This window comes from Caulobacter ginsengisoli, assembly GCF_030814835.1.
Classification (GTDB): Bacteria; Pseudomonadota; Alphaproteobacteria; order Caulobacterales; family Caulobacteraceae; genus Caulobacter; species Caulobacter ginsengisoli.
On the sequence record NZ_JAUSVS010000010.1, the window covers coordinates 17,030 to 36,509 of the forward strand.

Annotated in this window: 21 protein-coding genes; 15 read left to right on the forward strand and 6 right to left on the reverse strand. The window is 68.5% G+C overall.

Annotated elements, in window-relative coordinates; genetic code table 11:
• Positions 1-93: 93 nt before the first annotated feature.
• Both QO010_RS19860 and thpR read left to right on the forward strand, forming a co-directional pair.
• Positions 94-726, forward strand: coding sequence for an arylesterase (locus tag QO010_RS19860; RefSeq protein WP_307352101.1), 633 nt, complete (start codon positions 94-96; stop codon positions 724-726).
• On the forward strand, positions 727-1,260 hold the full coding sequence (thpR, locus tag QO010_RS19865) for an RNA 2',3'-cyclic phosphodiesterase (RefSeq protein WP_307352103.1): 534 nt from the start codon (positions 727-729) through the stop codon (positions 1,258-1,260).
• Here the strand turns inward: thpR and QO010_RS19870 are convergent, their stop codons facing one another.
• A complete protein-coding gene (locus tag QO010_RS19870) occupies positions 1,261-1,653 on the reverse strand; it encodes a DUF2237 family protein (protein WP_307352105.1) in 393 nt (130 codons plus the stop codon).
• Between the two features lie 167 nt (positions 1,654-1,820).
• Between QO010_RS19870 and QO010_RS19875 the strand changes: the two genes are divergently transcribed.
• The 3 genes from QO010_RS19875 to QO010_RS19885 all read left to right on the forward strand — a co-directional run bounded on the left by QO010_RS19875 (position 1,821) and on the right by QO010_RS19885 (position 3,762).
• Complete coding sequence (locus QO010_RS19875) at positions 1,821-2,690, forward strand: HpcH/HpaI aldolase/citrate lyase family protein (RefSeq protein WP_307352107.1); 870 nt, start codon at positions 1,821-1,823, stop codon at positions 2,688-2,690.
• A complete protein-coding gene (locus QO010_RS19880; protein WP_307352109.1) occupies positions 2,687-3,307 on the forward strand; it encodes a hypothetical protein in 621 nt (206 codons plus the stop codon). Before QO010_RS19875 ends, QO010_RS19880 begins: the two co-directional genes overlap by 4 nt.
• 62 nt (positions 3,308-3,369) lie before the next feature.
• Entirely contained in the window at positions 3,370-3,762 is a 393-nt protein-coding gene (locus QO010_RS19885; RefSeq protein ID WP_307352111.1) for a lipocalin-like domain-containing protein, read from the forward strand.
• Positions 3,763-3,986: 224 nt separating this feature from the next.
• On the opposite strand, the gene QO010_RS19890 is transcribed toward QO010_RS19885, so the two are convergent.
• From QO010_RS19890 to QO010_RS19900, 3 genes are all read right to left on the reverse strand, one after another.
• Complete coding sequence (locus tag QO010_RS19890; protein ID WP_307352112.1) at positions 3,987-4,397, reverse strand: HIT domain-containing protein; 411 nt, start codon at positions 4,395-4,397, stop codon at positions 3,987-3,989.
• On the reverse strand, positions 4,390-5,436 hold the full coding sequence (locus QO010_RS19895; RefSeq protein ID WP_307352113.1) for a MaoC family dehydratase: 1,047 nt from the start codon (positions 5,434-5,436) through the stop codon (positions 4,390-4,392). Before QO010_RS19895 ends, QO010_RS19890 begins: the two co-directional genes overlap by 8 nt.
• A gap of 67 nt (positions 5,437-5,503) precedes the next feature.
• Positions 5,504-6,493, reverse strand: coding sequence for a hypothetical protein (locus QO010_RS19900; protein WP_307352114.1), 990 nt, complete (start codon positions 6,491-6,493; stop codon positions 5,504-5,506).
• Positions 6,494-6,604: 111 nt separating this feature from the next.
• On the opposite strand from QO010_RS19900, the gene mdh reads away from it, so the two are divergent.
• Positions 6,605-7,567 (forward strand): malate dehydrogenase, encoded by a 963-nt coding sequence (gene mdh / locus QO010_RS19905; protein ID WP_307352115.1) that lies wholly within the window; start codon positions 6,605-6,607, stop codon positions 7,565-7,567.
• Positions 7,568-7,714: 147 nt separating this feature from the next.
• On the opposite strand, the gene QO010_RS19910 is transcribed toward mdh, so the two are convergent.
• Positions 7,715-8,371 carry a lysozyme inhibitor LprI family protein gene (locus QO010_RS19910; protein WP_307352117.1) on the reverse strand — a complete coding sequence of 219 codons (657 nt, stop codon included), beginning with the start codon at positions 8,369-8,371 and terminating at the stop codon, positions 7,715-7,717.
• A 168-nt stretch (positions 8,372-8,539) separates the two neighbouring features.
• Between QO010_RS19910 and QO010_RS19915 the strand changes: the two genes are divergently transcribed.
• Complete coding sequence (locus QO010_RS19915) at positions 8,540-9,046, forward strand: GNAT family N-acetyltransferase (RefSeq protein ID WP_307352118.1); 507 nt, start codon at positions 8,540-8,542, stop codon at positions 9,044-9,046.
• 18 nt (positions 9,047-9,064) lie between these two features.
• The gene (locus QO010_RS19920; protein ID WP_307352119.1) at positions 9,065-9,511 is read left to right on the forward strand and encodes a DUF2141 domain-containing protein; all 447 of its coding nucleotides are present in this window, start codon (positions 9,065-9,067) and stop codon (positions 9,509-9,511) included.
• Between the two features lie 260 nt (positions 9,512-9,771).
• Here the strand turns inward: QO010_RS19920 and QO010_RS19925 are convergent, their stop codons facing one another.
• Positions 9,772-10,569, reverse strand: coding sequence for a LytTR family DNA-binding domain-containing protein (locus tag QO010_RS19925; protein WP_307352121.1), 798 nt, complete (start codon positions 10,567-10,569; stop codon positions 9,772-9,774).
• 68 nt (positions 10,570-10,637) lie between these two features.
• On the opposite strand from QO010_RS19925, the gene QO010_RS19930 reads away from it, so the two are divergent.
• From QO010_RS19930 to QO010_RS19960, 7 genes are all read left to right on the forward strand, one after another.
• Positions 10,638-11,198 (forward strand): DUF2306 domain-containing protein, encoded by a 561-nt coding sequence (locus QO010_RS19930; protein WP_307352123.1) that lies wholly within the window; start codon positions 10,638-10,640, stop codon positions 11,196-11,198.
• A gap of 70 nt (positions 11,199-11,268) precedes the next feature.
• Positions 11,269-11,964, forward strand: coding sequence for a TetR/AcrR family transcriptional regulator (locus QO010_RS19935; RefSeq protein WP_307352126.1), 696 nt, complete (start codon positions 11,269-11,271; stop codon positions 11,962-11,964).
• 266 nt (positions 11,965-12,230) lie between these two features.
• Positions 12,231-12,890, forward strand: a complete 660-nt coding sequence (locus QO010_RS19940; RefSeq protein ID WP_307352128.1) for a hypothetical protein — start codon at positions 12,231-12,233, stop codon at positions 12,888-12,890.
• Positions 12,891-12,902: 12 nt separating this feature from the next.
• Positions 12,903-13,850, forward strand: a complete 948-nt coding sequence (locus tag QO010_RS19945) for a hypothetical protein (RefSeq protein WP_307352130.1) — start codon at positions 12,903-12,905, stop codon at positions 13,848-13,850.
• A 12-nt stretch (positions 13,851-13,862) separates the two neighbouring features.
• Positions 13,863-15,479 (forward strand): Dyp-type peroxidase, encoded by a 1,617-nt coding sequence (locus QO010_RS19950; protein WP_307352132.1) that lies wholly within the window; start codon positions 13,863-13,865, stop codon positions 15,477-15,479.
• On the forward strand, positions 15,476-16,825 hold the full coding sequence (locus QO010_RS19955) for a cytochrome P450 (protein ID WP_307352134.1): 1,350 nt from the start codon (positions 15,476-15,478) through the stop codon (positions 16,823-16,825). The genes QO010_RS19950 and QO010_RS19955 overlap by 4 nt, the downstream gene beginning before the upstream one ends.
• A gap of 387 nt (positions 16,826-17,212) precedes the next feature.
• The gene (locus QO010_RS19960) at positions 17,213-19,450 is read left to right on the forward strand and encodes a TonB-dependent receptor (protein WP_307352135.1); all 2,238 of its coding nucleotides are present in this window, start codon (positions 17,213-17,215) and stop codon (positions 19,448-19,450) included.
• The last annotated feature ends 30 nt before the right edge of the window (positions 19,451-19,480 follow it).

The following is a 19,480-nucleotide window of genomic DNA, read 5'->3' on the forward strand; positions in this document are numbered from 1 at the left end:
ATGTCGCCTTCGCGACATGATCGGTTTCTAGAGGTTGGGCCGGCCTGATTCCCGATTGAGACAGGCGATATCCTGCCTACATAGGACGCGCCGATGACTTGCACACCCCACCCCACCCGCCGCGTCCTGATCGCCGCCCTGGCGCTTGCGCCGGCCACGCCTGTCTTCGCGGCCGGGAAGCCCAGGATCGTCACCATCCTGGGCGACTCCATCACCGCCGGCTACGGCCTGCCCGCCGCCCAGTCGCTGCCGGTGCAGCTGGAGGCGGCGCTGAAGGCGCGGGGCCTGAACGTCAAGGTGCGCGGGGCCGGGGTGTCGGGCGACACCACCCAGTCGGGCCTGGCCCGGGTGGATTTCAGCGTCCAGTCCGACACCGCCCTCTGCCTGATCGCCCTGGGCGGCAACGACCTGCTGCAAGGGCTGGACACGGGCCGCACCAAGGCCAATCTGGCGAGCATCCTCAAGCGGCTGAAGGCCCGCCGCATCCATGCCATGCTGGCCGGCATGCGCGCCCCGACCGCCATCGGGGCCGGCTATGCCCGCGACTTCTCGGCCATTTACCCGGCCCTGGCCAAACAGTATGGCGTGCCGCTCTATCCCGACCTGCTGGCCGGAGTGGCGGGGATTCCCCGCCTCAACCAGCGCGACGGCATCCATCCCAATCCCGCGGGTGTGAAGCTGATCGTGCAGAAACTTGCCCCGGCCATAGCGCGGGTGCTCACCTGAATGCTCAGACTTTTCGCCGCCATCGCCATCCCTGACGACATCGCCGAGCCGCTCGAGGGCCGCCTGCACGACCTGGAGGGCGCCCGCTGGCGGCCGATCGAGGCGCTGCACATCACCCTGCGCTTCTTCGGCGAGCTCACCGAGACCGTCGCCGACGATCTCGACGCCGAGCTCTCGACGATCACCTCGCCGCCCTTCGCCCTGAACCTGCAGGAGGTCGGCTCGTTCGGCGAGGGCTACCGCCTCGACACCCTCTGGGCCGGGGTGAGCGACAGCGAGCCTCTGCGCCAGCTGGCCCACCGCTGCGAAACCGCCGCCCGCCGCGCCGGGCTCAAGCCGGAGGGGCGGGTCTACAAACCGCACGTCACCCTGGCCTATCTCAAGCGTCCGGCGCCGGCCGCGGTCGCCGCCTGGATCCAGGCCAACAACCTCTTGAAATCACCCCCGTTCGGCGTCGACCGCTTCGGCCTCTATTCCAGCCATCAGACGGGCGAGGGCTCGCGGTATCGGCTGGAGAAGGAATACCGGTTCTAGCTAGACCGCGTGGTCCTTGAGCACCCCCAGCGGCACGATGGCCAGGGTCTCCTCGTGGGTGGATTCCAGCACCACCTGCGGCGCGGCCCCGGCGTCCAGGGCCTCCTTCCAGCGCGGGGCGCACAGGCACCAGCGGTCGCCGGGGCGCAGGCCGACGAAGCCGAACTCCATGCGGGGCGTGGAGAGGTCGTTGCCGACCATGGCCGAGTAGGCCAGGAACTCGGCGGTCATCACCGCGCAGACGGTGTGCATGCCGACATCTTCCGGCCCGGTCTCGCAACAGCCGTTGCGGAAGAAGCCGGTCACCGGGTCCAGCGAACAGGGGACCAGCTCCTGGCCCAGCACGTTCAGGGCGCCTTCGTCGTAACGGGGAATGTCGGGGCGAGTCGTCATGGCGCTATCCTGCGCTGTTCGCCTCTCGGCTGCCAGCGCTTGGCGGCATGGAAAGCGCCTGCCAGGATGGCAGAAGACGGGGGAGTCTAACAACAATGGGCCACGGCTCTGGTCAGGCAAACGCGCGGAACGCTAAGAGGCGGGCGATCCCGCTTAAGGCCTGACCCATGACCGACACCCCCCGTCCCCGCCGCAGCGCCCTCTACATGCCGGCTTCCAACGCCAAGGCCGTCGACAAGGCGCGGACGCTCGCTTGCGACACGGTTATCCTGGACCTGGAGGACGCCGTCGCGCCCGAGGCCAAGGAAGCGGCGCGGGCCCAGGCGGTGGAGGCGGTGAAGGCCGGCGGGTTCGGGCGGCGCGAACTGGTGATCCGCGTGAACGGCCTGGATACCCCTTGGGGCAAGGACGATCTGAAGGCGGCCGCCGAGGCAGGACCCGACGCGGTGCTGGTTCCCAAGGTCAATTGCGCCGCCGACGTCCAGGCCTATCACTCGGCCCTGCACGCCGCCCCGGCCGCCACGCGCCTGTGGGCGATGATCGAGACCGGGCGCTGCCTGTTCCGGCTGGACGAGATCGCGGCGGCCTCGGAGACCACCCGCCTCAGCGGCTGGGTGATGGGCACCAACGACCTGGCCAAGGAGATGCGGGCCCGCCAGACGCCGGGGCGCGAGCCCTTCCATGCGGCGCTGGGCCTGGCTGTGGCGGCCGCCCGGGCCTATGGCCTCAGCATCCTGGACGGGGTCTATAACGCCCTGGAGGACGATGCGGGCCTGGAGGCGGTCTGTGAGCAGGGGGTCGATTTCGGCTTCGACGGCAAGACCCTGATCCATCCCCGCCAGGTCGAGATCTGCAACAGGGTGTTCTCGCCCAGCGAGGGCGAGGTGGCCTGGGCCCGGGCGGTGATCGCCGCCTTCGCCCTGCCCGAAAACGCCGGCAAGGGCGCCATCCGCGTCGAGGGCCGCATGGCCGAGCTGCTGCATCTGGGCCAGGCCGAGCGGCTGGTGGCGGTGGCCGAGGCGATCGCGGCGACATGAGGATTTCGGCGATCCTGGCAGGCGGCTTGATCGCCTTGTTGGCCCTGGTCGCCCAGCCGGGTTTCGCCGTCGCGCAAACCGATCCCGACGAGGACCAGGTCGCCCAGCCCGACCTGCCGCAACAACCGATGCCCTGGGCGCCGTCGCGGCGGTCGATGCCCATCCCGCCGCAGCGGCTGACGGTGCGCGACCGGGCCGTGACGCTGGACGAGCTGGGGGTGACGCCGGAGGGGCCGCTGTCGCCGGTGGCGCTGGGCTATGACGCCCGGGTCCGCGCCTCCAGCGACGCCGCCGAGGGCCTGCAGGGGCCGCTGGACGGCGGCTGGATCGTCACCGGGCCCGATGGCCGGGGCCTGGTGGTGCTGCAGCTGGTCGATCCGGGCGACGGCTCGGGCCGGCTGGAGGGCGCCTGGCGCGACCTGACCACCCCCGACGGGGTCGAGCCGGTCGGGCTGATCGACAGCCTGGACCGGGGCGCCGGCGACCTGGTCATCCGCTTCCAGCCGCGCGGGGCCGGCGGCGTGGTGCTGCAGATCCGCCCCGACGCCAAGGGCGACTGGTCGGGCGAGTTGTTCGACAAGGGCCAGTCGATCCCGGTGACCATGCGGCGCAACTGACCCCGCCATCTGTCCGGATCGCCCCCTGGGCCGGCTCGCCCTGACGCTCTAGCAACCCTGCCATGACACGGCTCTCAGACGGGCTGCCGGGAAGCTGGCGGCTGATCTCGCGCATCGACACCGGCCCGGACGGCGAGCGGCGGCCCGAACCGGTGCTGGGTGAGGACCCCGTGGCGCTGCTGATCTATGACCGCTCGGGCCATTTCAGCGCCCAGTTCATGCGGCGGGATCGCACCGGCGCGGCGGGTTTCGACGCCTATTTCGGCACCTACGAGGTCGACGACGCCACCGGAACCGTAACCCAGTCCCTGGCCGGCGCTCTGAACCCGGCCCTGGTCGGGGCGGTGCTGACCCGGACGATGAACCTCGAGGGCGACAGCCTGACGATCCGCCTGGACACCGTCGTCGGCGGGACGGCGGTTGTCCGCACCCTGACCTGGGTCCGCGTCGGTTAAAGGCCGAGCGACATTCAATTGTTCTGGCCCTCAAACCACCTCTCAGCCGTCATGGCCGGGCTTGTCCCGGCCACCCATACGCGCGAGCGGCTATTCAGAGGGCGCGGCGCGTCCGAGCGCTATTCACCCTTGCCGGTGTTCATGGGTGGCCGGGACAAGCCCGGCCATGACGGTATTTAGATGGAGGGCTAATGGCCGGGCGGATCGCTGAACGTCGATACGACCTAAAGCCCGAGCGCCGCGCGCGCCTTGCTCAGGGCCGCTTCCAGCGCCTCGGGCTCGTAGGGGACCGCCGGGCTGTGGCCCCAGACCGGGCCGGGCCAGGCGGGGTCGTCCCGGGTGCGGCCGACGGCGTGGACGTGCAGCTGGGCGGTGACGTTGCCGAGCGCGCCGAAGTTCAGCTTGTGGACGGGACCCAACACCCGCACGAGCTCTCCCGCCGCCATCATCTCTTCCATCAGCTGGCCGCGATCCTCCGCCGACAGCTGCTCGATCTCGGTGAGGCCGCCCAGGCGGGGGATCAGCACGATCCAGGGATAGCGGGCGTCGTCCTGCAGCCGCGCCTCGCAGAGCGGCAGGTCGCCGATGCGGTGCGAGGCAGCGGCGAAGGCCGGGTCGAGAACGAAATCAGCCACGCTTGGGAACCGCCGCCCAATAGTCGAAGTCCAGGATGACCTCGCCGGGATAGGCGCCCGTTTCGTCCTTGTCGGGGAAGTCGGCGCAGGGCCGGTCCTTGGTCGCCACCAGCCTGAGGCGCAGGGCGCCGCAGGGTCCAAGGTCCGCCTTGTCCAGCACCTCGCTCCAGGCGAACACCGTGGCCCCGGCGAAATAGGGGTTCACATGGCGGCCGGCGTTGATTCCCAAAATCATGCCGGCGTTCTGCAGCCCGTTGAACGACAGGGCCTTGGCCGTGGAGATCACCACCCCGCCATAGACCAGCCGCCGGCCGGTCGGATCCTTGGCGCGCTCATACTGGTTGAAATGCACCTTGGCGGTGTTCTGGTAGAGGCGGGTGGCCAGCTGATGCTCGGCCTCCTCGACGCACATGCCGTCGACATGGTCGATCTTCTCGCCGACCGCATAGTCCTCGAAGGCGTGCGGGGCGCCGGCCAGGGCGAAGTCGTAGCGCGAGAAATCGATCCCGCGCGGCAGGACCAGGTCGCCGGCCGCCACCGCGGGGGCCAGGGTCGGGGTCGCCTGTTCCGGGATAGGGGCCGCCTCGTCGCGCTTGCGGACCATCACCCAGCGCACATAGCGCAGGACCGCCCGGCCCCGCTGGTTGACGCCGGTGGTGCGCACATAGACGACGCCGGTCTTGCGGTTGGAGTTCTCCTTCAGCCCGATCACCTCGCTGACGGCGGTCAGGGTGTCGCCCGGATAGACGGCGTCCAGGAACAGGCCCTCGGCATAGCCCAGGTTGGCGATGGCGTTCAGGCTGATGTCGGGCACGGTCTTGCCGAACACCATGTGGAAGGCGAGCAGCGGATCGACCGGGGCCAGTTCCAGCCCGCAGGCCCGGGCGAACTCGTCCGAGGAGGTCAGGGCGAAGCGGGGGCCGTAGAGGGCGTTGTAGAGGGCGACATCGCCCGGCGTCACCGTGCGCGGGGTGGCGTGATGCAGGGTCTGGCCGAGGCGGAAGTCCTCGAAATAATGGCCGGGGTCGGTCTTGGACATGAGGCCTTCTAGAGCGGGTTGAGGAAAAGTGCGAAGCGGTTTTCCGCCCGCAACCCGCTGCAAATGTCTAGTCGTCGCCCAGGCGCGAAACCAGCCCCTGGCCGCTGGCTTTGCGGCGTTTCAGCAGTTCGAGCGCCACCGGCGCGGCCCAGCTGTCGTCGGTGAATTCCAGGCCGCGCATCTCGGCCGGGTTGCAGGCGGTGACGGCCAGCAGCGGGACCGGGCCGTAGGGCAGGCCGGGGATTTCCGCCGGGAGGTCCAGGGGCCGGCTGATGACGACGGGAAACTCGCCGCCGCCGTCGAACTCGTAGGTGAAGAAGACGGCGGCGCCCTCCTTTTCGACATAGTCCTTCAGGTTCGGCCAGTCGGTGAACTGCCTGGCGCAGTAGAACATCAACTCGACCCAGGGATCGACGCCGGCGGGGGCGGGACCGGTTGGCCGGGCGGCCTCCAGGACGAATTCGCAACCCCAGCCGTTGGATTGGTCGGCGACTCCCGGCCAGGGCGTCGACAGCCCGTCGGTGGCGTAAAGGCGGGTGGCGGGCCGGTCGATCAGGATCAGCCGCTCGTGCGGACCCAGGAACACCGGGGTCTGGCCCCAGGCGTTGAGCTGACCGCCCCTCTCGACATAGTCCCGCACGGCGCCAAGGCCGCTCCAGAAGGCGCGGCGGGCGTTGGCGGCGGCTTCGTAGACCGGATCCTCCGCGCCCCGAGGCACGATCTCGGCATCGAACCGTGTCGTCAGGGTCGCCGTCCCGGGCCGCCAGGCGATGGCATAGCGATTCCAGCCCTGCGGCCCGGGCAGGGCCTCTCGCTGGGCCAGGGTTTCGATTTCACGCCGGATCGCGTCGGCGGCCGCGTCGGGCAGATAGCCCAGGACGGCGCCGGCCGCGTCGCGAAATTCTCCGTCCGGACCGGCGCTGACGCCGGCCATTTCCCGAACGCCGCTCCAGTCGCCGGTCGCCGCCCGGGCCGGAGCGGCGCGGCGGATGGCGGCTTCGATCCGCTTCTCGGCGTCGGCGCGGGGATTCTTCGCGCCGAAGGGCGACCAGGCCATCTCTGTCCTCGCAGGCGGCAATAGAGCCGCAACCCTTGCAGGCGCGCGAGGACGGGTCTAGACCCCGCCGCACCGCAACATAAGCCCAAATTCGACCAGGAGACCTTCCGCATGGCCCGAGCCAAGATCGCCCTCATCGGCGCCGGCATGATCGGTGGCACGCTCGCCCATATCGCCGCGCGCGAAGAGCTGGGCGACGTCATCCTGTTCGACATCGCCGAGGGCGTGCCGCAGGGCAAGGGCCTGGACATCGCCGAGGCCACCGCCGTGTTCGGCAAGGACGTCAGCCTCAAGGGCGCCAACGCCTATGAGGACATCGCCGGGGCCGATGTCTGCATCGTCACCGCCGGGGTGCCGCGCAAGCCGGGCATGAGCCGCGACGACCTGCTGGGCATCAATCTGAAGGTCATGAAGGCCGTCGGCGAGGGCATCAAGGCCCATGCCCCCGACGCCTTCGTCATCTGCATCACCAACCCCCTGGACGCCATGGTCTGGGCCTTGCGCGAGTTCTCGGGCCTGCCCCACGCCAAGGTCATCGGCATGGCCGGGGTGCTGGACTCATCGCGCTTCGCCTACTTCCTGGCCGAGAAGACCGGGGTGTCGGTGCAGGACATCCACGCCTGGACCCTGGGCGGCCATGGCGACGACATGGTGCCGATGGTGCGCCACTCGACTGTCGGCGGCCTGCCGCTGACCGAACTGGTCGCGCAGGGCTGGATGACCCAGGAGGAGCTGGACGGCATCGTCAAGCGCACCCGCGGCGGCGGCGGCGAGATCGTCGCCCTGCTGAAGACCGGCAGCGCCTATTACGCCCCGGCCGAGAGCGCCATCGCCATGGCGACCAGCTATCTGAAGGACAAGAAGCGCGTCCTGCCCTGCGCCGCCTGGCTGGATGGCCAGTATGGCCAGAAGGGCTTCTATGTCGGCGTGCCGGTGGTGATCGGGGCGGGCGGCGCCGAGCGGGTCATCGAGTTCCCGATGACCGACGACGAGAAGGCGATGTTCGCCGCTTCCGTGGCCTCGGTGCAGGGGCTGATCGACGCCTGCAAGGTCATCGATCCGTCGTTGGCGTAAGCATCCCTACCCCGCTCATCCCCGCGAAAGCGGGGACCCAGGCTTTTTGCTGTTTGGGGCGGTTCTGTCGGGTCTCTGCGGCTGCAAGTCCGCTACGAAAAACACCTGGGTCCCCGCTTTCGCGGGGATGAGCGGATGTGTGGGGTGCTAATCGCCCCGCGCCATCTGCCGCAGCTCATCGATCCGGTCCTGATAGACCGCCGCCACCGCGTCACGGCCATCGAACGCGGCGTCGTTGCGGGCGCGCAGCCAGGCGCGTTGCTGGCGCTGGAGGACGCGGAAGGGGACTCCGGCGTCGAGGGCCCGCTGGAAGGCCTGGTCCATGCGGCGGTCGGCGGCGGCCAGCCCCGTATCGGCGCAGATCATCCGCTCGGCGCGGTTGTTGGCGCCGTCGCAGTCGAAGGTGGGGTTGGCGGCCGCGCGGGTCGGCGTGTCGGCGGCCGGCGCGGCGGGGAGGCTGACCCGCTGCGGCGGCGGATTGGCCGGCAGGCTGGCGGCCTCCTCCGGCAGGGCGTTGAGCGGGCCGGGCGCGGCGGCCACGGCGACCGGGGCGGGTTTGGGCGCCGGCTGGACGGCGATGGCCAGGCCGGCCTTGGGGTCGGCGGCCTCGGCGGTTTTTCTGTGGTCGGAGAGGGTCACGGCCAGGCCCAGGCCCAGCACGGCGGCGACCGCCAGGCCGATCAGCATCATCCGGCCGCCGGGGCGCGAGCCGCCGTCGACGAGGCTGGGCGAAGGGCCGGGCCGGGCGGCTGGAACAGGGCCGGGCGCGGGCTCGGGCGCCGCCGCCGGGATTTCCTGGCTCATCTCGATATCCTCCGCACGATCCCTCGGGTCCATCTAACCCGCCGGATGCGGCAAGGTTGCGGCGGGCGAGCCGTCCTCGCCCGCTCAGCGAGCCCGGCTTTCCTGGCGGCGGACCTGGGTTATAACCCCGCCATGATCGCTCCCGGCCCCACAATCGAAACCGCCCGCATGATCCTGCGCCCCACGGCCCAGGCCGATCTGGACGGCTGGGCGGCGATGATGGCCGACGAGGAGACCTCGCGCTACATCGGCGGGCTGCAGGGCCGGGAACAGAGCTGGCGGGGCATGGCCTCGATGGCCGGGTCCTGGGCCATCCTGGGCTTTGGCATGTTCTCGATGGTCGACAAGCAGACCGGCGAGTGGCTGGGCCGGGCCGGGCCCTGGCAGCCGGAGGGCTGGCCGGGAACCGAGGTCGGCTGGGGCATCCGCCGCGAGGCCTGGGGCAAGGGCTATGCGCTGGAGGCGGCGACGGCGGCCATCGACTGGGCCTTCGACCATCTGGGCTGGACGCAGGTCATCCACTGCATCGACCCGGGCAACGTCAATTCGCAGAAGCTGGCGCAGCGGCTGGGCTCGACCCTGCTGCGCCAGGATCACCTGCCGCCGCCGTACCATGAGCTGATCATCGATGTGTGGGGCCAGAGCCGCGAGCAGTGGCGGTCCCGAAAAACCTAGGACTTGAAGGGTGGGGGCATGAAACGGATTTGGATCGCGGGTCTGGCGGCGTTGGCGCTACTGCCGGCCGGGGCGGGCGCACAGAGTTCTTCTGGAGCGGGCGAAGGGTCGCTGACCATCGACTTCCAGAACATCAAGGTGCGCCGGGGCGTGGTGCTGGGGGCGCTGTTCGACAGCCGCGGGACCTATGACGCCAACAAGGGATCGCTCCGGGAGCTGAAGCTGCCGGCCGCCGACGGCGACATCTCGGTGACCATCGCAGGGCTCAAGCCGGGCTGGTACGCCGTCAAGACCTTCCAGGACATCGACGCCAACGGGGCCATGCGGTTCAACCCGGTGGGCATGCCGCTGGAGCCCTATGCGTTCTCCAACAACGCCCGGGGCCTGTTCGGCCCGGCCAGCTGGCGCTCGGCGGCGTTCGAGGTGAGGCCGGGGCCGAACCATCAGGTGCTGCGGTTGAAGTGATGTCCCGAGGTCTTACGGACGCCAGCCGAACTGGGTGAGCCGTGAGATTTTGGGGTCGCTTCGCGACAGGAAGAGAAGTTCAAGAGAAGAAGAGCAAGGGGCTGCGGCTCGCTGGATGCGCCGCAGGCTGTCTTTCGGATTCAATTGCCTGCGGCGCTTCGGGGATGTCCCGACCGCTTACCCTTCTTGAATCTTCCTTATCTTCCTGTCGCGAAGCGACCCCAAAAACCGCCAGATGATCGCCCGCGACGTGGCCAGTCCTAGAACCAACCCGCCTCACGCAGAATTCTCGCATAGGCGCGGCTGACCGGGACCTTGGCGCCGTCCTTCAGCGTCAGCACCGCGCGGCCGTCGCCGCGCTGGGCGTCGGTGACGGCGTCGCGGGCCACCCACCAGGAGCGGTGGGTCTGGCTGCCCTCGATGCCTTCCAGCTCGGTCACGGCGTCGGAGAGGCGCATCAGGATCAGGTCCTGGCCCCTGGAGGTGTGCAGGCGCAGGTAGTGGTCCTCGGCCTCGACCGCCCAGACCTCGGCCCCGCGCAGCTTCAGCGGCAGGCGCTCGAGGAAGCGCGGCGGCGCGGCTCCGGCGGGGGCGGCGTGGGTGATGGCCGGGCGGCGGTGAATCAGCACGACCAGGAAGGTCATCCCCCCGGTGACGATCAGCACCGGCAGGAAATAGTGCGGCAGGGCGCGGGGATACACGCCGCCCTCGAAAGCCAGGCCCGACACCGTCCAGACCACCAGGGTGAAGGGGATGGAGATGGCGACGACGATCAGCGGCCCCCAGACCCACGGCCGCTCGTCCATCAGGCCGTAGCGGCGGAAGACATGGCTCAGCGCGTGGCCGACCACGCCGCCGGTGAGGCAAAGGCCAACCCAATAGCCGTAGCGGGCCAGCGGCGGGGCCTCGTCGGTGCCGAACGCGCCGATGGCGGCCAGGAAGACGCCGGCGATTCCCGCCGCCACGACGCCCTTCCAGTCGTCACGCCAGCCGTGCGTTGACGAAGCGCCAACGGCGGGGGCCGGCCGTTCGCGAACCGGCGGAGAAGGTTGACGCATCGGGCTTTGCGCTCGGCTCGGCTGGGGCGGCAGGTGGCCGCAACGAAGGTTCGAGTCGGAGTTATGCCATGTCCCAGATGACTGAAACCACCCGTGTCGATGGCGGCGCCATGAGCCGCCGATCGATCATGATCCGCTGGCTGGTGCTGGCGGCCCTGACCGCCGGCTTCTTCTACGCCCTGAGGAACGCCATCCCGAACATGATCCACGCGGCCCTGACCGCGACGCCCCACTGGCCGGACCTGGCGCTGTGGAACGCCCAGCCCCTGGTGGTGCAGGCCCATGTCGGGGCGGCGGTCACCGCCATCGTCATCGGCGGCGTCCTGATGACGGCGCGAAAAGGGGTCACCTTCCACCGCACGCTCGGCTGGATCTGGGCCGCCGCCATGGGGACGACCGCCGTCGTCTCGCTGTTCATCACCGGGCTGAACGGCGACTACTGGTCCTTCATCCACCTGTTCAGCGGCTGGACCCTGATCATGCTGCCCCTGGCCCTGCTGGCGGCGCGGGGCCACAGGATCGGCATCCACCGGCGCACGATGATGGGCCTGTTCTACGGCGGGCTGATCATCAACGGCTTCATCGCCTTCCTGCCGGGGCGGGTGATGTGGAGATTGTTCTTCGGCTGATGAATTCAAATCCATTGCCAGGGCCGGTCGGGGCGGACTAAGCGGGATTCACCAACCGCCTGGTCCGCTCATGACCCAGCCTTCTCCGCGTGCCCGCAATGGCGGCCGGGGCCGTCCGGCCAAGGCGCATGGCGTCGACCTGAAGGAGGCCATCCTCGACGCCGCCGAGGGCCTGTTCGCCCGCCACGGCTTCTACGGGGTGACGACGCGCCAGGTGGCCCAGGAGGCCGGGGTCGATACGGCGCTGATCCACTATTATTTCGGGGCCAAGCGCGAGCTGTTCGACGCGGTCTTCCTGCGCCGGGCCGACATCCTCAACCGCGACCGCGCCGAGGCCATGGCCGCCTACGAGGCCGCTCACCCGGACAGCATGACTGCCGAGGGGGTGATCACCGCCTTCATCGAGCCCCTGATCCAGCGCTCTCTGACCGGCGGCCAGGGCTGGAAGAACTATTTCGCCCTGGTCGCCCTGGTGAACAACACACCCGCCTGGGGCGGCGAGACCATGCACCGCTTCTTCGACCCGGTCGTCCACCAGCTGGTCGACACCCTGGCCAAGGCCATGCCGGAGGCGCGGATGGAGGATCTCTACTGGTGCTACCAGTTCCTGACCGGGGCCATGACCCTGGCCCTGTCGGAGACCGGCCGCATCGACCAGCTCAGCGACGGCCTGTGCCATTCCAATGACCTGGAGGCCATGCGCAACCGCCTCTACACCTACTGCGCGGCCGGCTTCGCGGCGGTGAGCCGCAAGGCCGCGCAGTAATCTCATCCCCGCTTCCCCAGCGAAAGCTGGGGCCCATGAGGGCAGATGGTCGGCGAGGGCGGTGCGGGCTTAGCTTCACCCATGGGCCCCAGCTTTCGCTGGGGATGCGGGGTGTTGGAAGGCGCTTGGGCTGGGTCGCCAACGCGCAGCCTGAACGGGCGCCCGAAAATCTCTCGCGAGGCCGTATAAACTTCCCGCACTGATTGTGCGGTTTGAAAGCCTCGGCTAGGCTCGCCTTCTGGCTTGCTGTCTGGAGGGGGCTGCCGATGTCGAATGTCGCCGGCAAGGCGTACGCGATGAACGTGATCACCCCGATGAAGCCGGGGCTGACCTGGATCAACAACCTGCTGTTCCAGGTGGCGCGGGCCATCCCGTCGACCCTGTCGGGGCTGCTGGGGCTGTCGCTGATCCACTTCGCCCGCTGGGCCTTCATCCGCCGCGATCAGTGGCCGGACCTGGGCCAGGGGCCACAGGCGCTGAACAACGACTACATGCTGTTCTGCAGCAATTTCAACGGCACCTGGGATCAGTATATCGACGCCTTCTCGGACGGCATTCCGAACGGCCTGAACCTGTTCTGGTACTCTTCGACCAAATACCCCCTGTCGATCCCGATCACCCCGTTCAAGACCTATATCCGGGTCAACCAGATCGACACCGACTACTATTACAACGCCTATCCCGGGGCGGCGCAGCGGGACATCAAGGCTGGCCTGCGGGTGCGGGCCATGCTGCTGAACCTGGCCAGGGCCCATGCCAGCCTGCCGCCCGACCAGTTCGCTCAGGCCTATAAGACGGCCCTCCTGTCCGTGCAGAACAGCCTGGGCTCGCAGGGCTTCGCGCCCGTGGCCTCCAACGACACCTACAACGCCGATGTCCGCCGCCAGCCCTTCGTCGAAGCGCGCTGGGGCGACTGCCAGCCTTAAGGACGCCGACCGATGCCCAATTTCGACGGCGGCCACTACTTCCTGACCGTGATCATCCCGGTGAACACCAGGCCGTGCAAACGCGCCGACGGCACGGTGACCACCCCGATCAACGCCCTGCGCGAGGCCCTGAACACCCTGCCGACCGCCCGGCAGTCCAAGGCCAGCATCGCCAATCCCTGCACCAGCCCCTTCACCCGCGATAGCCGCACCCACCTGACCCGGTTCGCGGTCATACCGGATGTCGCCTATAACGGCCGCGACCCGCAGAACTCGATCGGCATGGCCATCAAGGGGGTCAACCCGGTCATCCCCCAGCCGGTCGACGCCCTGACCTGCCCCTTCATGCTCTGGGCCGTCGATTTCGACGCCGCCGACGGCAGTGACGCGACGCTCAACGGTTATCTCGAGGGGCTGTGGACGGTCGCCAAGGACGAGCTGACCGACGTCTTCCAGTACTGCACCGGCTTCGACACGGTCGACGGGCCCTCGGAATTCGCCGCCTGGATCCGCAAATGCCAGATCGAGACGGTGATGCCGTTCAACGACTACTGGATCATCCCCCCGCCCTTCCCGTCGCTGTCGCTGGGCGGCCTGGCCGGGGAAGTGCTGTTGATGGCCGCGGTGGTGTTCGCCGCCATCTTCATCCCCAACATGATCTGGCTGCATTGGAACCCCTGGCTGGTGGGGATCTTCGCCGCCCTGCTGGGGCTGGCGCTGGGAATCTGGTCGGCCCTGCGCACCGTCGCCAACGCCGCCGCCAAGCCCTTCCCGACGGCGCCCAACAGCGACCTGCCGAGCGTGCTCAAGAGCCTCTACCTGCAGAAGCACTTCATGGACTTCGCCATCGACAACCAGGGCGTCGACCCGGCCGCCCTGCACGCCAACTTCGGCGCCTTCCTGAATGCGCACCAGCCCAACCAGGCCACCCCCACCCAGCCCCCCGGCGTGATCGGTTAGAGGAGACGCCCCGTGGCGAAACATGACGAACCGGTCAAGCTCAACCAGGCCGACATCCAGGGCAACATCCTCACCGCCTATGGGCGGCAGGGCTTTCCCAAGGGACGCTTCTTCGTCCTCAACGTCCGGGACGGGGCCAAGGGGCGCAAGCTGCTGCTGGACCTGCTGCCCGAGGTGACCAGCGGCCTGCGCTGGCCCTCGCACAAGGACATTCCCACCGACGAGGTGGTGGCCATCCGGCCCAAGGTGGCGCTGAATTTCGGCTTCACCTTCTGGGGGCTGCTGGCCCTGGGCCTGCCGATCCGCTCGCTGCGGGGCATGCCCGAGGAGTTCATGGACGGCATGGCAGCCCGGGCCTCGATCCTGGGCGACGACTTTCCGAACGATAGTATCGACCATTGGGATGACGTCTGGCGGCACGACGCCGAGGCCGACAAGCGGGTGCATGTGCTGGTGACGCTCAATTCCCAGATGGACCCGGTCACCGGCGAACCGGTCCCCGAGCAGGAGATGATGTTCCAGCGCATCAAGGGGATGTGCCGGCAGACCGAGGGCGGGGTGGTCATCCTGCCCGGCCATCGCGGGCCCGATACGGAATACCAGCCGCTGACCGCCATCCTGCAGCAGGGCTCGGACAATCTCTGGCAGCCGACGCCCAATGAGCATTTCGGCTTCACCGACGGTATCGGCGATCCGGTCTTCGAGGGGCAGTTCCCCAAGTCGACGGAAGACTACCGGGTCGTCGGCAACGGCAAGCTGGGGGGCGATGGGGTCTGGCGGCCGCTGGCCACCGGCGAGTTCCTGCTGGGCTATCCGGACGAGGCGCAGGAGACCTCGGGCGGGCCGATGCCGCTGAGTCTCGCCCTCAACGGCACCTTCATGGCCTATCGCAAGCTGCACCAGAACGTGGTGGCCTTCCGCAAATACATCGACGAGCAGGCCCTGGCCTATCAGCGGATGTACGATGTCTCGCACGACCTGATCGCCCGCGAGACGGTGATGGCCAAGATCGCCGGCCGCTGGGCCGACGGCACGCCGCTGAGTCTGGCCCCGACCTGGGACGACCTGCTGGCCTTCAATGTCCGCTATCCGATGAGCGGCGAGCGGCCCAAGGCGCTGTCGGATTTCACCTATCACGACGATCCGCAGGGGCTGAAATGCCCGGTCAGTTCGCACCTGCGCCGGGCCAATCCGCGCGACGCCCTGGACCCGACCGACAATCCCAGCCTGCCCCGGGCCCCCAACGGCTCGGTGCTCAACAACCGCCGCCGCATCCTGCGCCGCGGGCTTCCGTATGGCACGGCCTCCAAGGACGCGACCGAGGAGGAAGAGCACGGCATCGTCATGCTCAATGTCTGCGCCAGCCTGTTCCGCCAGTTCGAGTTCGTGCAGCAGCAGTGGATCAATTACGGCCTGGACTTCAACGTCGGCAACGACACCTGCCCCCTGGTCGGGGTGCACCGGGAAGGGGCCAAGTTCGTCATCGCCGCCGATCCCAAGACCGGCGGTCCGCCCTTCATCGCCGCCCGCATGCCCAACTTCGTCGAGACCCGGGGCGGGGCCTATTTCTTCATCCCCAGCATGACCGCCCTGCGCATGATCGCCATGGGCGTGGTGGATCCGACATGATCGTCATCAACTTCATCGTCGCCGTCTGGGTCCGCATCCTGATGGTGCTGGATGGCCTGCTAGCGCTGCCGCGGCTGCTCTGGATGATCCTCACCACCAAGGGTCCAAAGGGGAAGGGCTTCGGGGGCAAGGTCGGGGCCGCGTTGGGCAATCCCAAAGGCCAGCGGCTGATCTTCACCTTCCTGCGGGCCTTCATCCCCAACCTGTCGCTCAAGGCCCAGCTGGTGAAGGCCTACCAGAACACCGGCACGGTGATCGTGGGTCGCATGGCGGACGTGCAGGAGGTCATCGCCCGCAACGAGGACTTCGAGGTCGTCTACGAGCCGAAGATGCGCAAGATCACCGGCGGGGCGAACTTCTTCTTAGGGATGCAGGACACCGCCCTCTATGTCCGCGACACCTCCAACATGCGCCTGGCCATGCGGCGGGACGACGTGGCGACCCTGGTGCAGCCGCCGGCGGCGAAACAGGCGGCGGCCATCGTGGCGGGCCTGCCCGGCCGGATCGACGTGCCCCAGGACCTGACCCTGCAGGTGCCGACCAGCATGGTGCAGGACTATTTCGGCATCGATGTCGGCAGCCGCCAGAACCTGATCGACGGCGCCACCCGGATGTTCTGGTACCTGTTCATCGACCTGGCCGGCGACCCGGCGGTCGAGGCCGAGGCCCTGCGCTATGCCGCCATCTGCCGCGAGGCTATCGCCGGCTCGATCGACGCGCGCAAAGGACATCTGAAGGACGATGTCATCAGCCGCTGCCTGGCGCTGCAGACCTCCGGCACGCCGGGCATGGACGATGTCGGCATCCGCGACAACATGATCGGCCTCCTCATCGGGGCCATCCCGACCCTGTCGAAGGCCTCGATCCTGGCCCTCGACCAGATCCTCGACCGTCCCGATGTCCTGGCCCAGGCCCAGGCGGCGGCCCGCTCGGGCGACGAGGCGGCGGTGGGGCAGATCCTGTTCGAGGGGCTGAGGTTCAATCCGCTCAACCCGGTCATCTATCGCCGCTCGGCCCTGGACACGGTGATCGCGGCCAACACGCTCAGGGCCTGCCGGATTCGCAAGGGCCAGATGGTCATGGCCGGCAACTTCTCGGGCATGTTCGACCCGACGGCCCTGGAGTCGCCCAACAGCTTCAGGGCCGGCCGGCCCTGGCAGGACTACATCCTGTGGGGCGTGGGGATGCATGTCTGTTTCGGCGACTACATCAACCGCGCGGTCATCCCGGCCATGCTGACGCCCCTGCTGGCTCGCCAGAACCTGCGGCGGGCCAAGGGGGCGGACGGGCAGATCAACAGCGGCGGGACACCGTTCCCGCAGCACTGGGTGCTGGAATACGATTAGTAATCCGCCCCCGGCGGGGGCGGACGATCGCGCCAGAGCGCGATCCGGTGGGGGTTTCCGAGGCCGTGTTTGGTCGTGGGAACTAGCCTCGGGGTCTGGGCTTGGCTCCCCGCTGCAGCCGGTGAACCTCGGTAGACGCCAGCGCACGGCTTCCTAAACCCTCACCTGGCCGGGCCACGGGCGCGCCGCATGCGCGCCTCGGGCGGCCGTCCGCCCCCGCCGGGGGCGGAGTGTGGCGCCAATTCATCATGCAGTGAAAAAACTACGCTGCAACGCCGCACCCCCTTCCCGTGCGGCGCCGTCTGCCCGACATTGCCCCTAATTCGCGTTCTGATGAATTGTTCGTAATGAACATGCGCCGCAACGGCGCCCCGGGGAGGGAAACCTATGAAGACGATGTGGAAAGCCGCCTTGCTGGCGGGCGCCGCCTGGAGTGCGACCGCGACGATCGCCGCGGCCCAGGACACGACCGATGTCGAGGCCCTGGTGGTCACGGCCCGGCGGACGGAAGAAAACCTGCAGACCGTGCCGGCCGCCGTCTCGGCCTTTTCGGACAAGACCCTGGAGCGGATCCAGGCCGTCGACGCCACCGGCCTGCAGGGCGCGGTGCCGAACCTGAACATCGTGCCGGGCCGCGGCTCGTCCAACTCGACCAACATCTTCATCCGCGGCGTCGGCCAGCCCGACGCCCTGCAGACCTTCGACCCGGCGGTCGGCGTCTATATCGACGATGTCTATTACAGCCGTATCCGCGGCACCCAGTTCGACCTGCTGGACCTGGAGCGCGTCGAGGTGCTGCGCGGGCCGCAGGGCACGCTCTATGGCAAGAACACCATCGGCGGGGCGATGAAGTTCGTCACCCGCCGGCCCGGCCAGGACTTCCGGGCCAGCGTCAACCTGGCCCTGGGCTCGTACAACCAGCAGGAAGTGAAGCTGGCGGTCTCCGGCCCGATCAGCGACACCCTGGCGGTGGGCGCCGCGGTCCTCAGCTCGACCCGCGACGGCTATGTCCATGACCCGGTCCTGCACCGCGACTACAACAACAAGGACACCCAGGCGATCCGCGCCGCCCTGGCCTTCACCCCGACCGACAACTTCCGCTTCGACCTCTCGGCCGACTACAGCCGCGACGACGCCGCCCTCAATGTCGGCAAGCCGATCAACAGCCTGACCACCCTGTTCGGCGGCCCGCTGCTGGCCATCCCGACCGACGCCCCGTACAGGTTCACCGCGCGTACGACCCCGGGCCTGCCCAACTCCACCAAGCTGAAGAGCCAGGGGATCAACGGGACCTTCACCTGGAACCTGACCGACGCCCTGACGCTGAAGTCGATCACTGCCTACCGCAAGCTCAACACCGACGACTATGTCGACATCGACGCCACCCAGCTGGAAGTCGGCGACGTCTTCGTGGGCGTCGACCAGGACCAGACCAGCCAGGAATTCCAGCTGACCTATGACGAGGGTCCCTGGCTGGTGGTCGGCGGCCTCTACTACCTCAAGGAAAACATCACCTCGCACCAGGAGGCCTATGCCGACGACCTGGTGGGCCCGGTGCTGGGCAATCCGACCTTCCTGCGCACCATCGACGACGACCTGGAGACCACCTCCAAGGCCGCCTACGTCAATGTCAGCTACAACCTGACCGACGCCCTGCGCATCTCGGGCGGCATCCGCTACACCGAGGAGGAAAAGACCTACAGCCGCACCACCTCGACCTTCTCCTCCAGCCCGCTGCTGACCGCCAATCCGGCCTTCGCCTTCACCGGTCTGAACAAGACCTGGAGCGACACCTCGCCGATGATCTCGGTGGACTATCAGTTCGCCGACAACGCCATGGGCTATCTGAAGTGGTCCAAGGGCTTCAAGTCGGGCGGCTTCAACGGCCGCGCCAACAACCCCGGCGAACAGGCCCCCTACGAGCCCGAGACCCTGACCTCCATCGAAGGCGGCCTGAAGACCCAGTTCTTCGACAACCGCCTGCGGGCCAACCTGGCGGTGTTCTCCAGCCGCTATAAGGACTTCCAGGCGCGGGTGTCGGGCCTGGTCATCGACCCGGGCACGGGCCTGCCCAGCCCCGAACTGACGGTGATCAACGCCGGCGCTCTCAAGCTCTCCGGCGCCGAGCTGGAACTGAACGCCACTCCCATCGCCAACCTGCAGCTGGACGCCCAGATCGGCCTGCTGAACGCCGAGTATGACGGCTTCAAGGACGTGCGCTTCACCGCCACCGGCGGCAGCCGCGACTTCCAGGACCCGGCCTTCTCGCCGAAATGGACGGCCCGCTACGGCGCCCAGTACCAGTGGGACCTGGGCGGGGCCGGCTTCCTGACCCTGGGCGGCCAGGCCCGCTACCGGGCCGAATCGGCCCTGGCGGTCGACAACACCATCACCAACAGCCACACCAAGATCGCCGGCCTCTACCAGCCCAACTACTGGCTGTTCGACGCCCGCATCGTCTGGGAGGATTCCTCGCGCAAATACAGCGCCGGGGTCTATGGCCAGAACCTCTCGGACGAGGTCTACAAGACCGACGGCCAGGAGTTCTCCTCGGTCGGCAGCATCCGCACCGTCTATTACGGCGCGCCGCAGACGGTGACGCTGCGGGTCGCGGCCAAGTTCTAAGGCCTGTCTGAGCTATGTCTGAACGGGCCC

What these genes read in the sequence shown, in the direction of transcription:
- QO010_RS19935 (WP_307352126.1), top strand. Translation starts at nt 11,269, where the DNA reads ATGACCCAGCCTTCTCCGCGTGCCCGCAATGGCGGCCGGGGCCGTCCG.
- QO010_RS19885 (WP_307352111.1), top strand. Translation starts at nt 3,370, where the DNA reads ATGACACGGCTCTCAGACGGGCTGCCGGGAAGCTGGCGGCTGATCTCG.
- QO010_RS19895 (WP_307352113.1), bottom strand. Translation starts at nt 5,436, where the DNA reads ATGTCCAAGACCGACCCCGGCCATTATTTCGAGGACTTCCGCCTCGGC.
- QO010_RS19925 (WP_307352121.1), bottom strand. Translation starts at nt 10,569, where the DNA reads ATGCGTCAACCTTCTCCGCCGGTTCGCGAACGGCCGGCCCCCGCCGTT.
- QO010_RS19930 (WP_307352123.1), top strand. Translation starts at nt 10,638, where the DNA reads ATGTCCCAGATGACTGAAACCACCCGTGTCGATGGCGGCGCCATGAGC.
- QO010_RS19875 (WP_307352107.1), top strand. Translation starts at nt 1,821, where the DNA reads ATGACCGACACCCCCCGTCCCCGCCGCAGCGCCCTCTACATGCCGGCT.
- QO010_RS19910 (WP_307352117.1), bottom strand. Translation starts at nt 8,371, where the DNA reads ATGAGCCAGGAAATCCCGGCGGCGGCGCCCGAGCCCGCGCCCGGCCCT.
- QO010_RS19870 (WP_307352105.1), bottom strand. Translation starts at nt 1,653, where the DNA reads ATGACGACTCGCCCCGACATTCCCCGTTACGACGAAGGCGCCCTGAAC.
- QO010_RS19940 (WP_307352128.1), top strand. Translation starts at nt 12,231, where the DNA reads ATGTCGAATGTCGCCGGCAAGGCGTACGCGATGAACGTGATCACCCCG.
- thpR (WP_307352103.1), top strand. Translation starts at nt 727, where the DNA reads ATGCTCAGACTTTTCGCCGCCATCGCCATCCCTGACGACATCGCCGAG.
- QO010_RS19860 (WP_307352101.1), top strand. Translation starts at nt 94, where the DNA reads ATGACTTGCACACCCCACCCCACCCGCCGCGTCCTGATCGCCGCCCTG.
- QO010_RS19955 (WP_307352134.1), top strand. Translation starts at nt 15,476, where the DNA reads ATGATCGTCATCAACTTCATCGTCGCCGTCTGGGTCCGCATCCTGATG.
- QO010_RS19915 (WP_307352118.1), top strand. Translation starts at nt 8,540, where the DNA reads ATGATCCTGCGCCCCACGGCCCAGGCCGATCTGGACGGCTGGGCGGCG.
- mdh (WP_307352115.1), top strand. Translation starts at nt 6,605, where the DNA reads ATGGCCCGAGCCAAGATCGCCCTCATCGGCGCCGGCATGATCGGTGGC.
- QO010_RS19960 (WP_307352135.1), top strand. Translation starts at nt 17,213, where the DNA reads ATGAAGACGATGTGGAAAGCCGCCTTGCTGGCGGGCGCCGCCTGGAGT.
- QO010_RS19945 (WP_307352130.1), top strand. Translation starts at nt 12,903, where the DNA reads ATGCCCAATTTCGACGGCGGCCACTACTTCCTGACCGTGATCATCCCG.
- QO010_RS19880 (WP_307352109.1), top strand. Translation starts at nt 2,687, where the DNA reads ATGAGGATTTCGGCGATCCTGGCAGGCGGCTTGATCGCCTTGTTGGCC.
- QO010_RS19920 (WP_307352119.1), top strand. Translation starts at nt 9,065, where the DNA reads ATGAAACGGATTTGGATCGCGGGTCTGGCGGCGTTGGCGCTACTGCCG.
- QO010_RS19900 (WP_307352114.1), bottom strand. Translation starts at nt 6,493, where the DNA reads ATGGCCTGGTCGCCCTTCGGCGCGAAGAATCCCCGCGCCGACGCCGAG.